The sequence below is a fragment of the Alteromonas sp. ABH4_454 genome (assembly GCF_056311775.1).
Genome location: NZ_CM149972.1, coordinates 4,096,500 through 4,112,182, shown reverse-complemented (window position 1 = coordinate 4,112,182; position 15,683 = coordinate 4,096,500). Strand labels below are relative to the sequence as shown.

At 44.1% G+C, this 15,683-nt stretch carries 17 protein-coding genes; 8 read left to right on the top strand and 9 right to left on the bottom strand.

Annotation, left to right across the window (positions count from 1 at the left end):
• Genes ACYX4W_RS17965 through ACYX4W_RS17940 form a run of 6 tightly spaced genes read left to right on the top strand, consistent with a single transcriptional unit; the run spans position 1 to position 5,734 of the window.
• Complete coding sequence (locus ACYX4W_RS17965; protein WP_179984258.1) at positions 1-378, top strand: response regulator; 378 nt, start codon at positions 1-3, stop codon at positions 376-378.
• Complete coding sequence (locus ACYX4W_RS17960) at positions 371-3,073, top strand: chemotaxis protein CheA (protein ID WP_476074102.1); 2,703 nt, start codon at positions 371-373, stop codon at positions 3,071-3,073. The genes ACYX4W_RS17965 and ACYX4W_RS17960 overlap by 8 nt, the downstream gene beginning before the upstream one ends.
• A complete protein-coding gene (locus tag ACYX4W_RS17955) occupies positions 3,064-3,318 on the top strand; it encodes a hypothetical protein (protein WP_476074101.1) in 255 nt (84 codons plus the stop codon). Before ACYX4W_RS17960 ends, ACYX4W_RS17955 begins: the two co-directional genes overlap by 10 nt.
• Positions 3,315-4,049 (top strand): ParA family protein, encoded by a 735-nt coding sequence (locus ACYX4W_RS17950; RefSeq protein ID WP_476074100.1) that lies wholly within the window; start codon positions 3,315-3,317, stop codon positions 4,047-4,049. The genes ACYX4W_RS17955 and ACYX4W_RS17950 overlap by 4 nt, the downstream gene beginning before the upstream one ends.
• A 17-nt stretch (positions 4,050-4,066) precedes the next feature.
• Positions 4,067-4,435 carry a response regulator gene (locus ACYX4W_RS17945; RefSeq protein ID WP_474805369.1) on the top strand — a complete coding sequence of 123 codons (369 nt, stop codon included), beginning with the start codon at positions 4,067-4,069 and terminating at the stop codon, positions 4,433-4,435.
• Positions 4,436-4,444: 9 nt separating this feature from the next.
• The gene (locus tag ACYX4W_RS17940) at positions 4,445-5,734 is read left to right on the top strand and encodes a methyl-accepting chemotaxis protein (protein ID WP_476074099.1); all 1,290 of its coding nucleotides are present in this window, start codon (positions 4,445-4,447) and stop codon (positions 5,732-5,734) included.
• Between the two features lie 218 nt (positions 5,735-5,952).
• Here the strand turns inward: ACYX4W_RS17940 and ACYX4W_RS17935 are convergent, their stop codons facing one another.
• From ACYX4W_RS17935 to ACYX4W_RS17895, 9 genes are all read right to left on the bottom strand, one after another.
• On the bottom strand, positions 5,953-6,825 hold the full coding sequence (locus ACYX4W_RS17935; protein WP_476074098.1) for an aspartoacylase: 873 nt from the start codon (positions 6,823-6,825) through the stop codon (positions 5,953-5,955).
• A 285-nt stretch (positions 6,826-7,110) separates the two neighbouring features.
• Positions 7,111-7,338: a DNA gyrase inhibitor YacG gene (yacG, locus tag ACYX4W_RS17930; protein ID WP_476074097.1), complete on the bottom strand. Its 228-nt coding sequence runs from the start codon at positions 7,336-7,338 to the stop codon at positions 7,111-7,113.
• A 94-nt stretch (positions 7,339-7,432) separates the two neighbouring features.
• A complete protein-coding gene (gene zapD / locus ACYX4W_RS17925) occupies positions 7,433-8,185 on the bottom strand; it encodes a cell division protein ZapD (protein WP_476074096.1) in 753 nt (250 codons plus the stop codon).
• Positions 8,186-8,530: 345 nt separating this feature from the next.
• On the bottom strand, positions 8,531-9,142 hold the full coding sequence (gene coaE, locus ACYX4W_RS17920; protein ID WP_476074095.1) for a dephospho-CoA kinase: 612 nt from the start codon (positions 9,140-9,142) through the stop codon (positions 8,531-8,533).
• 44 nt (positions 9,143-9,186) lie between these two features.
• A complete protein-coding gene (locus tag ACYX4W_RS17915; RefSeq protein WP_476074094.1) occupies positions 9,187-10,116 on the bottom strand; it encodes a prepilin peptidase in 930 nt (309 codons plus the stop codon).
• 155 nt (positions 10,117-10,271) lie between these two features.
• Positions 10,272-11,480, bottom strand: coding sequence for a type II secretion system F family protein (locus ACYX4W_RS17910; protein WP_476074093.1), 1,209 nt, complete (start codon positions 11,478-11,480; stop codon positions 10,272-10,274).
• 68 nt (positions 11,481-11,548) lie between these two features.
• Complete coding sequence (locus ACYX4W_RS17905; protein WP_024016771.1) at positions 11,549-11,980, bottom strand: pilin; 432 nt, start codon at positions 11,978-11,980, stop codon at positions 11,549-11,551.
• 398 nt (positions 11,981-12,378) lie between these two features.
• A complete protein-coding gene (gene nadC / locus ACYX4W_RS17900) occupies positions 12,379-13,233 on the bottom strand; it encodes a carboxylating nicotinate-nucleotide diphosphorylase (protein WP_476075496.1) in 855 nt (284 codons plus the stop codon).
• A 31-nt stretch (positions 13,234-13,264) separates the two neighbouring features.
• Positions 13,265-13,783, bottom strand: a complete 519-nt coding sequence (locus tag ACYX4W_RS17895; RefSeq protein ID WP_476074092.1) for a retropepsin-like aspartic protease family protein — start codon at positions 13,781-13,783, stop codon at positions 13,265-13,267.
• 212 nt (positions 13,784-13,995) lie between these two features.
• Between ACYX4W_RS17895 and ampD the strand changes: the two genes are divergently transcribed.
• Complete coding sequence (ampD, locus tag ACYX4W_RS17890; RefSeq protein WP_476074091.1) at positions 13,996-14,532, top strand: 1,6-anhydro-N-acetylmuramyl-L-alanine amidase AmpD; 537 nt, start codon at positions 13,996-13,998, stop codon at positions 14,530-14,532.
• Positions 14,533-14,577: 45 nt separating this feature from the next.
• The gene (gene ampE, locus ACYX4W_RS17885) at positions 14,578-15,495 is read left to right on the top strand and encodes a beta-lactamase regulator AmpE (protein ID WP_476074090.1); all 918 of its coding nucleotides are present in this window, start codon (positions 14,578-14,580) and stop codon (positions 15,493-15,495) included.
• Positions 15,496-15,683: the final 188 nt, after the last annotated feature.

The following is a 15,683-nucleotide window of genomic DNA, read 5'->3' as shown; positions in this document are numbered from 1 at the left end:
ATGAAAACAGTAATGATTGTTGATGATGCCTCTACGGTAAGAATGTTCCATAAAATGCTGGTATCTACTCCTGACAGGATAATTGAAGAAGCAGAAAACGGTGTAGAGGCGTTAGAAAAAGCCATAGGGACGCAGGTCGACTTGTTCCTCGTTGATGTGAATATGCCAAAAATGGATGGCTATCGACTGTGTAAAGAGATTCGCCGCAACGATGCCTTACGCGCAGTGCCTATAATCATGATCAGCACAGAGTCGGCTAATCAAGATGCTGAGCGCGCTTATCAGTGCGGTGCAAATTACTACATGACCAAACCTGTCGATGCAGACATGCTGAAGTCGGTGGTGAGTGCAGTGATTGGAGGGAGCGCCAATGAGTGAATTACTTGATGTCTTTATTGGAGAGTCGCGAGAAAACTTAGAATCGGCAAGCCAAGAACTGTTAGCAATTCAATCGTCGGGACCAGCATCAGAACGCGTAGATAAAATCTTCCGAGATTTACACACTATCAAAGGGTCGTCTGACTTATTTGAAATTAAACCTTTAACTCGGTTAGCCCATGCGGCAGAGGACTTGCTCGATAGTGTAAGAGCGAACGAAGTTGCTTTTAATGACGATATAGGCGACCTACTGCTTGAAGCCTTAGATCAAATTTCGATATGGTTTGACGAACTAGAGGTGGGCTCACAAGACCTAGAGCAGTGGCAACCCATCTCGGCTAAGTTAGGGGCACAGTTAAGGCATTTTATCGACCCTAATGGTTTAGACTCGCCTGGTAACGAAAATAACGCTGCACATAATGATTTGACATCATCAGATGATAAAACGCTGACTGACGAACAAAGAGACATGTTGGCGGTTTTTAGTGATAACGCTGACCTTAAGCTTTTAAGTCAGGTCGAAGGGCCATTTTGTTACCATATTAAATACACGCCAGATGAAGGCTGTTTCTTTCGGGGTGAAGACCCTATAAATGTGGCGCTTGCTTTACCGGGTCTTAAAGCGTTCAACATAGATATGCCCGAACTTAACCATGATGCCGATATTTACAACTGTGTGACCAATATCAAAGCACTTGGTTGTGCAGATGCAGACGCAATTAAGCAGCACATGGCTTATTACGAAGGGCAATATTCCTTTACGGTATTTACTAGCCAAGCGTTAAGAGCAAGTTGCGTAGATAAAATCAAAGACAATGTTGCCCTCATTGCTGATCAAACGTTATCGGATGCACTGAAAGAGAATGATCTTGAGCAGGTGCACGCTAGTGCAGGGCTGTTGCTTGCTTCCCAGGACGTAAGTGATGCTCTTTTTGATGATGCGAAGCGGGCGGTGCTGGAATGCTTATCGACAGCAGGCGAACTCGACTTTCTGAATCGGGACGCGCAAGCCAATGAAAGTGGTAGTGAAGATACTCATATTGATAAGGACAGTACTGCATTTAGCGCAGAAAGTACTTCTACCGACAGCACGGCTGGCAAACTTGGCGACGATAGCCCACAGGAAGCTGGAGGAAATTCACCACATGCTTCTATGCTGTGTGGAAAAACGTTAGCGCCCCATGAAAAAGCGATCCTTACACAACAGCTCACGCTTTTGAATTCAGACAGCTATAAGTCAGAGTTTATGTTTCCTTCTATCGCAGGGCTGGTAGGAAATATCTTAGGCGAAACCTTTAGTGATGAAGACGCCGTGGCCGTTGCCATTTGTAATGCGCTAGATGACGAAACAATTAAGGAGCAAGCCGAAGAAGTACAAAAGCAAGAAAGCGCAGAAGAAACATCAGTAGAAGCATCGAAGACCGAGCATACAGCAGAGAGCGCTGAAGCTGTGGACGACACTAAACCCTTAAGCAGTGCAGAAGACAATGTACAGCCAGTAAAAACCGAGCGCCAAGCAGTTAAGATGCTAAAAGTCGACCAAGCTAAAATCGACTACTTAATGGATATTGTTGGCGAACTCACGGTGGCGAAAAACTCATTGCCTTATCTGGCCAAACAAGGCGAGGAGGAAGGAGGAAGCAGAAAGCTTAGTAAGCAAATTAAAGCGCATTTTTCTATTGTTAATCGCTTAACTGAGTCGCTGCAAAGTGCGGTATTGCAAATACGCATGGTACCTGTCTCTCATGTATTCCAACGCTATCCTCGCTTAGTGAGGGACTTAGCGAGGAAGCTCGATAAAAAAATTGAGCTTTGTATGCAGGGTGAAGACACCGAGTTCGATAAAAACTTAATTGAATCACTTTCAGAGCCGCTTATTCATTTATTGAGAAACAGCATTGATCACGGTATTGAGTCACCGTCTGAGCGGATTGCAGCGGGCAAGTCAGAAATGGGTCGTATTGACCTTATTGCTACGCCCCTTGATGACAGCGTAATTATTGAAATCCGCGATGATGGTAAAGGGATAGACCCACAAAAAATTAAACTACTCGCCTTTCAAAAAGGGGTCATCAGCGAAGCTCAACTAGAGAGCCTAGACGATAACGAAGCCCTACAGCTTATATTCGCTGCTGGTTTTTCTACCTCAGAACAAGTCTCAGATTTGTCTGGACGCGGCGTCGGTATGGATGCGGTAAAAACCATGGTAAGCCAGGCAGGCGGCACTATCGAAATGCACAGCGAAGTAGGCGTAGGTACTACTTTCAAATTGCTGCTACCTCAAACTATGTCGGTTAACCGTGTAATGATGTTTGAAGTAAACGACCAAATGTTTGGTGTGGGAATGGATGCGGTGGTGGAAACTGTGAAAGTGCCCACCTCAGACATTCAGCGCATTCGCAACGAACAGGTTCTTGTTATTCGAGAAAAGCTAATACCACTGTGTAATCTGCGCGACGCATTGGGTTTTGAAGAGGCAGAGGGAAAAGAAGAGCACTCAATTTTGGTGGTAGCAACACCACAGGGAGAGTTCGGGTTAATCATCGATAAATTTCATGAGGGTATTGATGTTATTCAAAAACCTCTTGAAGGGGTGCTAGCGGGATACGCGCACTTTTCGGGAACAGCGTTGCTTGGTGACGGGCGTGTGCTGTTAATCATCAATGTACAAGAGGTGTTAGCCAAATGCCTATAGCGTTCAAAAAGAAAGTGGCGGTGATGACCGGACATTGCGAAATTGAAGAGGCAGAAAGTCTGTTTGCCTGGCTAAACGAAGAGGTCTCTAGGCAAGTTAATTTAAAGGCCTTAGTCAGTGCACACACTGCGGTATATCAGGTACTGCTCGCAAAGAAGCCAAAAGTCAGCGTGTGGCCAGAATCTGAAAAGCTGATTTGGCTCACTAAAATGATGAATAAAAAAAGCAATGTGTGGTGCGAATGAAAGTAATAACGGTGGCTAATCGCAAAGGCGGTACAGCAAAAACTACAACGGTAGTAAACCTTGCTTATGGTTTCGCCCAAGCGGGTAAACGAGTTATGGTCATAGACCTTGATAATCAGGGACACGTGATGCATGGCTTAAAAGCGCTTGGATGTACACCACAGAGCGAGATTACCGAATTGCCAATTAGCCACTTTTTCACGTCAGTAGTGAAATGCTCAGAAAATATTTACGCAACCAATGTAGATACGAACAAGGCCAATACGAACGATAACATTACTTTAGACACTTTACGTAATTGGTGCGACTCAGTTCCTGTTACAACACATTTCGACATTGTGTTAATCGATACACCGCCGACCCTGAGTCCGCAACTGATTGCCGCGCTATCAGCCGCTACCGACATTATTATTCCCGCTACGCCTTTACCGCTTGCCAGTGACGGCGTGCAAAAATTATTAACGGCCTGCAGAAACGCTATGGCGGAGCGAAAGTTTAGAGCGACTAGGCTAACCATTTTACCCGTAATGGTTGAACAAAATTTAAAGCTTCACAGGCAAGAACTTGGTGGCTGGTATGAACGCTACGGGCGCAACAAAGTGCTGCTTCCCATAAGAAAGAGTATCAAATTAGCCGAGGCATTTGCTCAAAACAAACCCGTTTTTACTTATGCACCTCAAAGTCGTGGCGCACACGACTATACTGAATTATGTAAACAATTAATCGGCTAGAAACAAGAGGTAATGCAATGAGCGCAATACACTTAGTAGATGATTCAGCAACAATGCTAATGAGTATGGAAATGCTGCTTAAACGGGCAGGCTATACAGTAACAAAATCAGAAAGTGCAGAGGCAGCGATGGCGGCACTTGAGTCCATATCGCCCAAATTAATAATAACGGATTTAAACATGCCGGGTATGAACGGTATAGAACTAATAAAAACACTAAAGCAGCAAGCTAAATTTAGGTTTACCCCCATGTTGATGTTAACCACGGAGTCGCAGCAAAGTCGTCGAGAAGAAGCGAAAGCTGCTGGTGCTACAGGCTGGCTTGTCAAACCCGTCGAGCCAGAGCAATTGTTAGGTGTAGTAAAGCAGTTGGTACCAGCTGCATAAGGTAAAAACATGAAAGTACTTGAAAAAGCAAAGCAGTATTACGAAACAGTGCTCGCTGAGAAAATAAAAGTGCTTAAGGAAAAGACAGGTAACATGCAGGATTCGCTTTTACTTTGGGGCGGGCTTTTAACCGTAACAGTAGTAGGCGTAGTGGGGTCGCTGAGTATACCTATAGAGATAATGGGCCTGCAGGGGGGAGTCTGTGCAACTATTTTAGCAATGTTGACCTTTGTACCTTGGTATGCAAACCGACAGAATCGCATGTTTGCTGCCAAGTTAAGTCGTCAAGAAAGCTATTTGCAAGAAACTTCATCGCAGTTAAGCGAAACCCATGCTCAGGTTAATGATTACGTAGCCATATTAAAAGGGCAAATGGATGGCATAAGTGCAATAACTGAAGACGCCTCAATGGAGCTAATGAAAGCGCTGTATGAGATTGAAAGCAGTATTCAAGATAGTATAGACAACGTTGAATTGGGTCAGAAGAATGCTCTCAATTGCAAGGAGAAAAGCGCAGCCGAGTTTGATCTGGCGGCGCAGCGCCTGTCTAATATAAAAGAAATGATTAATACACAGCGCGCGCAACAGATTGCAGATACTGAAGCCATTCAAGGGGTAATGCGTGAGGTTGAAAACCTAAAGGAACTCACCGAATTAGTTAAAAATATTGCTTCGCAAACCAATTTATTAGCCCTTAATGCTGCAATTGAAGCGGCGCGAACTGGCGAATACGGACGGGGGTTTGCTGTGGTAGCTGAACAAGTGCGCATTCTATCGTCTCAGTCTTCAGAAGCGGCTGAAAAAATAGAGTCGGGCATAAAATCAGCGCTGGACGCTGCACATGTTCAAGGTGAAAAAATGCTTAATTCAACACGTGCGAACGATACGTGTGAATTATTAACTGGGTTTTCTGATTCGCTTGAAAATATAACGCAACACTATCGTGTGCTTGAAGAACTAAACCCTAAAATGCTGGCGTGCTTCTCGCAAAGCGCCACCGACGTTGCGGTAAAAGTAAGCGGTGCCATCGCGAAAATTCAGTTCCAAGACATTATTCGCCAGCGCACCGAGCATGTGAAACTAGAGCAAGACGCTATTGTAAGTTTATTTGGGCAGTTTTCTTCTTACATTAACAACCGCGAGCATTTTGATGAGTCGTTTAATTTAAGCACCAAAGAAATGTTTGAAAAATATGTGATGGAAGATCAGCGTAAAATACATTTCGATATTAATGAGTCTTCATCTGAAGAGAAAAATGAGTTTGAAGAGGCCCGAGAGCCTAAAATAGAGCTTTTTTAACATACTCTGACTCAGGGCCTATGTTCATTTCTTTAAGTTGAGCGAGCCGTGAAACTTAGGCTGACGTGCGAGAAAGCCTACCTTACAACAAAAGTGCCAGTCGGTCTCTGACCGGCATTTTTCTATTTAATGCTTTAAGCGTTTCAGCGTTTTTTTGATATCGCCAGTTGATTTCGGCGTTAACTTTTGAAACTTGCAGAGTAACCAACCTGTATTGCCTAAAGGGTGATACGCTCAGATGTAGCAAACGCAACGTCCAGTTTAAAGTACGCCGCTTCATTTATAAAATGCGGATAAGTTTCTCTTTCCCCATCCCACGGGATATCTTTTCCATCAAAGGTTCTAAACATGGGAGAACCTGGTAGCAAGGGCTTAAAATCATTATCTTGCAATGAGTGGTGGATCATCGCGGTACGCGCGCCATTTTCATCTAAAGGAAAGCCGACGTTTTCACCTAGGCGAAAGGCTTCACACGCAGGCAGTGCGTCTGTTTCTATCCTTTGGTTATTATAGGCTACACAAAAATCTAAAATGGCCTCGGCCATAGTTTGTGTTAAAAGATAAACATCTTCTCTTAATACGCCTTGAGGCTGACCGCCCACTTCAATCATTACACCTTTCTTACCGGTAGTACACAAATAACCGTGTTCAAGATAAGGCTTTTCGTCTTCCAGCAAAATATTCGCTTCGGGCATTTGTCGTTTAACAAATCGTGCTAACTGAACGTGAAATTCATCCGCTTCTAGGATAATTAGCGTGGCGCCCATCTCGCTGGTGGTATTGTGAATATCAATAACAAAATCGGTATTTGAGTTGCCTTTCGGCCCGAATTTTTCATTCAGCGATTTCGCAAGTGCAGCTTCTTTAGCGGTGTTTTCATCAGATAAGCGCTCAAAGGTAAACTGACGATTTAAATCTTCTTCTACAAACCGCACGTTAGCAGCAAGGGCAGCTTCGTTGGCTATGTTCAATGAAACATTCAACTCATTAAATCGCGAAGGTAGCCCGAACCGTTGCCAGTTTCGAATAAGCTGAATACCACTGGTTTCATTGCCATGAGTGCCACCAACAAGCGCGATAGAATTAAACATTCATATTCCTTTTTTACTAATGTGAATAAGCGGTAGAGCGGTGTTTTAACAGTCAAAAACCGGTGAAGACCAAAAGCGCTGTTGCCAGATTTTTATACGAATCTAGCGGGGTGTTTGTAGCACCAGGTTTCGATAGCAGTGAAACGCGAAATCTGAACTTAAATACACTAACTCTGATTGCCTTGATACTACACCAGCGAAGGTGGCTCGAAAACAGGAAAAATAGCAGAGAGAGCGAGTTTACCCACTTACCTCGCGTAGATTTTTAGATAACTGACTAGCGTCTTAGTGTTTAAAAAAGTTATCAGACTGCTGTGCCAACATAGCCTCGATTTCTTCTACATCTATATGTTTTGGCGTGGCATCCTCTGCAGGCTTGCCGGCAATTTTTCTGTCTTCTGCAGCCCATTCACCCAAATCGATAAGTTGACATTTTTTGCTACAAAAAGGGCGGTATTCGCTTGTTGGGGCCCAAACAACCTGTTTGGCGCAAATAGGGCATTTCACTTCCATAATAGACTCCAGTGAAATACGTCTTGGCGGCACAATCTATGAACTATAAACAAAGAAAGTACCCAAGACGAAAAATATTGAATAAAGGCGGATTTTAGCAGGCCGCTAAACGAAACTGAATACTGTTTTCCACTGCGCCAGTTTGGCCTTCTTGCGGCGAAAACAACATAAATCGCAGGGCGTAACGGTATTTATTGCCGCTTAATGTTGGGTAGTAGCCTTCATCTACGCTGCACTTTACGCGTATCAGTTCGTTTTTATCTTCCGCTGCGCCTTGATAAAAGCCGTTCTCTGCTACCGCATTTACAAACTGACCTCGTTCGCGGATAAACGACAGGCTAACCGCAATTGCATCGTCAAGAAGCCCTAAAGTCTCTAACCATTGTGCAATCTCAATTTGACGCTGTTCTAGTGGCTGCTGTAACCAAAAGTGCAAATTAGGAAGGTCAAAGCTACATGCGCCACCGGGTATGGCAAATCTTTGTCTTATAGCGCTAAGCAGTTTATCGTCTTTAAGAGCACTGCCAAAACGGCGATCTGTCTTCAGCTTTTGCTTTAGTGTAAGCACTGTTTTTAACGCTTGCTCTAACGCCGTACTGTCTATTTTGGGGTGTTTTGACCAATAGACTAAATTCTTCTCGTGAGCTTCAAGATCTTTAGTTAAATCTGAACGAAGATCGAGCCTTTCTATTAGGTCGAGCAGTTCGAAAAGTTGTTCAAAAAACACAAGCTGAAGGTGCGTGTGTTCTGATTTGGCGGTTATTTTAAGTTGACCAAGCAGCTGCTCAACACGTAAATAGTTACGTACTTTTTCCTTTAGTGGAAACTCGAATACAGCGCTACCCATGGAACCCCTTAAAACACATAGACTTAGAGAAACTGCACTACGACCTTGTAGTGCGGCGAATAACAGCAAGCCTAAAGCATCAAGGCTTTTAAGCCAAGTCTACTTGTTCGACAAATGCTTAGTTTGACGCTGATTGTTCAAAAAAGTTTCAAAAAGTAACTCTGTTGATCGGGAAGACCCGTTATAAGTTAAAAATGGTAAGAAGCGGATGGTAAGGCCCCACAGGGGAAAAGAAGAGCGAAGCAGCAGAGTGAGATAGAAAAGAGAAGCAGAAAAGCCAGACAGCAAAGGTAGATATGAAAAGTAGAGGTAGAAGCGGTTTGCTATTGTGCAAACCGCTTATGCTTATACTGAAGCAAGGCTGAGTAGCTTCTGGTGTATAGTCGCTATTTGGCTGGCAAGCGCTTCTAGCGTTGTGCTGTTATCCAGCACATCGTCCGCTGCGCTAACACGTTCTTGACGTGAAGCCTGCGAAGCTATAATGCTTCTAATAGTTTGCTCTGTGCTGCCGTCCCGTTTTAATGCCCGTTCAAGCTGCATTGTTTCTGGACAATCTACCACCACTACATGGTTGCACATTTCAGTTAGTTTGTTTTCTACCAGTAAGGGCACAGATAAAATACAATAGGGCGATGTCGACTCGCTGATTAGCTGCTGCATTCGAGAGCGAATAAGGGGGTGCAGCAAGCCGTTTAACCAATGCTTTTCTTCTGCGGCGGCGAACACTCTTTCGCGAAGGGCGGCGCGATCAAGGCTTCCATCTTCTAGCAAAATCGTTTCGCCAAAATGCTCGGCAATATGCCGTAAGCCTTCTGAACCTACTTCAACTACGTCACGAGCAACTTCATCAGCATCAACAATATCAATTCCAAGGTTTTCAAAGATAGCAGTAGCAGCTGATTTACCGCTGCCTATGCCGCCGGTAAGACCCACTACAAACACCTGTTGTTTATCCATAACCATTAAGCCTTAAAATTAGAGCACTACTTGAGGTTTAGCTTCTAGAGCACCGCATTTAGATAAGCAGTGATGATTTCTTCTTTAAAAAGCAACGTCAGCCAGCCTGCCACGGCCAAATAGGGCCCGAAAGGAATAGCCAACGACTTGCCCTTATTCTGAATGACCATAATGAGTATGCCTGCAATAGCACCCACAAATGAAGACAGCAAAATAATAACAGGCAAGCCTTGCCAACCAGTAAATGCCCCAAGCGCTGCAAGTAGTTTAAAATCGCCATAGCCCATGCCTTCCTTACCAGTAGCTAATTTAAATAGCCAGTAAACAGTCCATAAGCTTAAATAGCCGGCTGCTGCACCGATAATGGCGTCAGTGGTACCAACAAATATGTTTTGTGTACTCAACAGTAAACCTAGCCAAAGCAGAGGCAGTGTTAGCTGGTCTGGTAATAACATTTTATCTAAGTCGATAAACAGCAGCGCAACCAGCACATAAGTGAAAAACACAGCCCATAGCGCTTGAGAGGTTACGCCGAACTGATACGCAGCGAAGGTACAGGTAATAGCTGTGAAAAGCTCAACTAGCGGGTAACGTATTGAAATACCTACTTTGCATTTGGCACATTTGCCTTTGAGAAACAGGTAGCTGATAACCGGGATATTTTCCCAAGCGCGAATTTTGTGGCCGCAGCTTGGGCAGGTACTGTCTGGTTTTACCAGATTGAATGTATCTGTGGATACCGGGGACTTGTCATCGGCAGATGTGGTGGCGCCGTCATTTTCACTGTCATTTGTGCCGCCACTTGCGCTGTCATTAAAATAGCTTTCATACTCTTGCTGCCAGCTGCGCTCCATCATAATAGGCAGACGATAAATCACCACGTTTAGGAAACTGCCCACCATTAAGCTTACGAAAAAAACAAGAGAGTAAAATACAGCAGGGTAGAGCTGACTAAGTGTTATTATGGCGTCCATGAAGTGCAGATCTTTTTAGTTTTAATAGTGGCTAGAAAAATTCGGGTGTTAAGCCTTGTGTATGGGGGCCACTAAAAAGCGTCGCCCAAATCGTTCACATTTATAGAGCTAATAATTGTAAAACTAATAATCACAAAGCTAGCAATATGTGCAAGTTATACCACGTTACCCATTTCGAATATAGGTAAGTACATAGCTACAATCAAGCCGCCGATAACCACGCCGAGTACAGCCATAATCATAGGTTCAAGTAAACTGGTTAAACCGTCTACCATGTCGTCAACTTCTGCTTCGTAAATGGTGGCAATTTTACTCAACATTTCGTCAACGGCACCCGATTCCTCACCAATGGCAATCATTTGCGTCACCATATCAGGGAACACTTGGGTAGCACGCATGGCCACATGCATAGGCATACCGCCTGCTACTTCTTTTCTTATATATAAAATGGCATCGCGATACACCGCGTTGCCGGATGCACCCGCGGCCGATTCAAGCGCGCCGATAAGCGGAACACCTGCTGCAAAGGTAGTCGCCAAAGTGCGGGTAAAGCGGGCGATACTGGCTTTCTTAAGTATTTCACCGATAACTGGAATTTTTAAAATATTGCGGTCTACACTATCGCGCAACTTTTGGCTGCGCCTATGAGCACGCACAAACATAAAGCCTGCAGCAGCAACACCCATAGCAATAAAAATACCGTAGTCTTGCACAAATCGGGAAATAGCGAGTACAAACAGGGTAAAAGCAGGAAGCTCAGCCCCAAAGCTGCTAAATATTTCTTCAAATTGAGGTACAACGAAAATAAGAAGGATAGTGGTAACAATAAAAGCAACTACCAAAACCGCGATAGGGTAAAACATCGCTTTTTTGATCTTTGATTTTAGTGCTTCAGCTTTTTCTTTATAGGTGGCTATGCGGTCGTAAATGGTTTCAAGGGCACCTGATTGCTCGCCGGTATAAACCAAATCGCAATACAGGTCATCAAAGTAAAGAGGATGTTTTCTTAGTGCTGAAGAAAGCGGATTACCTGATTTAACTTCTTCAGTAATTTCACCAAGAAGTTTGCGAACTGATGAATTCGCGTGACCCTGTGCGATCATGTCAAGGGACTGTATAAGTGTAACCCCCGCGGCAAGCATAGTAGCGATTTGCCGTGAGATTACGGAAATGTCTGCTGGCGTGATTTTCTTTGCGCCGCCAAACAGGGGTTTAGCGAGTTTTTTAACTTTGTTAGCTGAGATACCTTGGCGACGGAGTAGGTTTTTTGCTTCCGATAACGACGTTGCTGACACTTCACCTTTGCGCGCCTGCCCGTGTCGGTCTTTTCCTTGCCAGGTAAATGTAGTTACAGCTTTTGCCACAGTCTTTCCTTATTGAAACAATAAAGCCCAGCTCTAGACTGGGCCTTCGGTTGCTCAAAAAATGCAAACTAGCAAAGAGTTGCTGGGTTACAGGCCGCTGTCCATGTAACTCGGCCACCGTTAAGGGCTGGAGTAAGAACATAAGTGCCTGGTGCAGGAACGTCCATATCACCATGCGCTGTCGCGGTAATAACACCGTTAGCGCCAGTATCAACGCCCACGATATCTGGGTTAGCATTTGCTGCAGATGCGGCTACCGTTGCAGGTATGCCGTTAGAGTTTTGGACGCAGTTTGCTAGGTCACCTGTTGTTTGAGCACAAACTTCTACAGCAGATTTTACCGCTGCCGTCGCATTAGTAACTTCAGTAAAACGCGCTTTTTGCGTGTAGTTCTGATAAGCAGGCAATGCGATTGCTGCAAGAATACCGATGATTGCTACAACAATCATTAGTTCGATTAGTGTGAAACCTTTTTGGTTTTTGTTATTCATGTTCATCATGGTTTTTCTCCGGGACGTGTATAACACGTAAAGTTTAAAATCTAATTCAAATTGACGTCTATACCCGAGTCGTCCTTTTTAACGCCCCTGGTACTTGATACTCAGTATAGAATTTTATTTGTTACTGACAAGTATAGGCAAATATACGTATGTCTAGCTTTTGCAGTATGACATGGATAGCTGCGCTATGGCAGGCGCTATCACTTGTACTTTCGTATAAAAGTTAATGACTTATCTACGTATATCTATCTATACACAGAAAAACATGATGAGAAATAACTGGGAATGATCGTGAGTTCTAGTATTTTTGATCATACTACAACTCACGCTTTTGCTTAGCGGCTAACTAAGGTGTTGACAACAAGTTAGCTGACTAAAGCACCTTCTAAACTGCTCTACTACGACAAAGTAATTCGAAGTGACAAATCAATCGCCTGAACATGTTTGGTTAAGGCGCCAGATGAAATGTAATCTACACCTAGTTGTGCAAGTGATGCCAGTCGTTCATCAGTAATGTTCCCTGATACTTCCAGTTTACATTGGCCTTTATTAAGCGCTACTGCCTGTTGGATCTGTTCGTTAGAAAAATTATCCAGCATGACAATATCGGCACCCGCTGAAAGGGCCTGTTCGAATTCAGCTAAGTTCTCGACCTCAACTTCAACAGGCTTGCCCGGCATCATGTTTTTAGCACGGCTAACGGCTTTTTCGATATTTCCACAAGAAAAAATGTGGTTTTCTTTAATTAGAAACGCATCAAATAAACCTACGCGGTGGTTTTGACCGCCGCCACAGCGTACTGCATATTTCTGTGCATAGCGCAGACCCGGTAAAGTTTTGCGGGTATCTAAAATTTTAGTGTTAGAGCCAGCTAGAAACTTGGCATAAAAGGCAGTCACTGTAGCTGTTGAAGAAAGTGTCTGCAGAAAGTTAAGCGCTGTACGTTCGGCTGTTAATATCGCGCGCGCAGAGCCTTCCAAACTCACTAAAACCGTATCAGCCTCAACTTTGTCGCCATCTTTTACATGCCAGGTTAGCGACACTGACTCGTCAATAAGCGCAAATGCTTGATTAGCCCAAGCGATTCCGCAAACCACGCAAGGCTCGCGAGTAATAATAGTCGCTTTTGCGCTAACGCTCTCATCTATCAGGTTTGCGGTAATGTCGTTTGCAGCATTTAATTCGCCGCCAAGATCTTCAACAAGCGCGTTTGATACTTGCTCTCGAATCGCCTGCATGTCTGGTGATGTCATTTTCATCGCTATGGTCTGTGCTGTTGTGTATTTAAAGGGTACGCAATATTAACCATTCTCCGCGCTGAGTAAACTCTAATTGGCGAAGAACACTCATTCCAAGCAGTATATGGTCATCTTGCATACCGGGGTTTAAGTTTGCGTCTACATTACGCACTACAATTTCGCCAATGCGTAAGGTGTCAATTGTTGATTCTGCAACCCTCACTACGCCATTGGCAGTGCTGGCTAAACCCTCACGTCCGGCTTTTAGCTTAAGCTTGTTGGCTAAGTGTGCGGGAACCGCTACATCAGTAGCACCCGTATCAACAAGAAATATGACTTTCTCGCCGTTAATATAACCAGTTGTTACATAATGCCCTTGGCGATTTTGCTTAAGGCGTACCTCAGTTTGTGAACCAATGCGTTCGGACGTGGGCTCGCTGTTCGGGTTAATTTGTTTTTCAAGTAAGTCAGAGAAGACAAAAACAAGTAAACCGAAACCGCAAATCCATGCAAGGGCAACCATCCATTTGCCCGCTGAGGTTGTCGGGTCTTGTTGTTCATTCATGTTTTTACCTTATTAATAACTGCCTTACTAATAGCAGTGATATGCTGTTTTCTATTCAAGCTTTCTTTACAAGTTTTCAAAAGAGCTTTCTATTAAAGCAGTGGCATAAAATATTAAGCTAGCAACGGCATGCAGCGCTTCTAGCCCTATACACTTATATCCCTATACAATGTAGGCTATAAAACAGAAAATCAATTACCGAAGCAAATACTATGGTGCTTTATAACAAAGCGAAGTACACCCAAAGTCCGCATTATGATGCTCGCCCTGACGATACCGATGTCAGTCTTTTAGTAATACATAATATTTCACTGCCGCCTTCTCAGTTTGGTACGCCAGGTATTCGACAATTGTTTACCGGCACGCTCAACCCAGACGATCATCCTTTTTATCAAGAAATTGCTGGTTTGCGAGTCTCTGCCCATTGTGTGATTTATCGAACAGGCGAAATAGAGCAGTTTGTGCCTTTTGAAAAAAGGGCGTGGCACGCGGGCCTTTCAAGCTTCCAGGGCCGCAGTCGCTGCAACGATTATGCTATTGGCATTGAACTGGAAGGCACTGATACATTGCCTTTTACCGATGCGCAGTATAAAGCACTCGGCGAGCTCACTGATTTTATTACACGACACTATCCTCGGATCACTTTAGGGCGTATTGTAGGTCATAATGATATAGCGCCGGGGCGTAAAACTGACCCTGGTGTTGCTTTCGATTGGGCAAGATACAGAATGCGCGTAACTGGTTTATAGAACACCACTTGATCTAGGTTACTGAAAAAAAGGAACGCAATACCTATGATGTTAATGAGCCTATTGTTAGTTCTTAGTCTTGAGCGACTGATAACAAAAACACCGAATTGGCATATTGAGAAGTATGCCGCGCAATATCGCGCTTTTCTCCAAGATAAAGGTTTAATCAAATTCCAACAAACGGATGAAGAGAGAGAAGAGGAAAGAGAGAATAAGGGTAAAAAGGCATCGTCTACTGCGCTTTATTTTTACCTTTTAGTCCCGGCACTTGTGCTAGGTGCTATTGAGTACTGGCTGCTTGGCGCATTCCTTACCTTTATTGAGCAAAGTTTAGTGCTATTCATATGCATTGGCTGTCCGGTGTTAAGAGGTATTTATAAAAACTTTCTAAACGCCGCCGACCGAGGAGATCTTCAGGCTTGTAGTATGTATACCGACCAGCTAGGCCATTGTGCAAGTCAAACTGAAAGCGACGGCAGTGCGGGCACAGAAGGTAAAAGTTTTGGCCAGCACCTTACTTGGCTTAACTACCAGCACTACGCAGCAGTGATGCTGTGGTTTATTGCATTCGGCGCCCCAGGCGCACTGTTTTACTGCTTAAGTAGAAGCACCACAGAGGCTTTGTGTGACGCTAATCACCCTTTAAAAGTGGCTGCGGGTAGGTTGATGTTCGCTCTCGACTATATTCCTGTTCGCGTGACCGCCTTCGGCATGTTGATGATGGGTCACTTCTCAAGAGCGTTACCTGAATGGTTAAAACACGCGCTCCAGTTCGATGTACCTGCTTACGACGTGCTGACGCAAATTTCCTCGAAAGCCGAGGTGCTAACTCCAGACGAACAGCAGTTACAGGCTGAAAATGCAGCAGTTGAGCCACAAGTGCTGGTAAAGTTAGCAAAACGTAATGTTATTTTTCTACTTGTTATAACGGCAGCGCTAACCCTTGTAGGCAGCTTGGCATAATCAATATTTTTAACATTTACTAAGCTACTTGGTTTAGAAAGGCGTTTGGTCTATTTACTAATTGTATGTAGATCAGACGCTTCGCATAACTAATATCCCACCTTGCTTCTCATCAGACCAGTTCTAACGTAAATACTTTTCTTAACAAATTCAACAATAAAGCTTAACACCAAGCAAATAGCATAGGC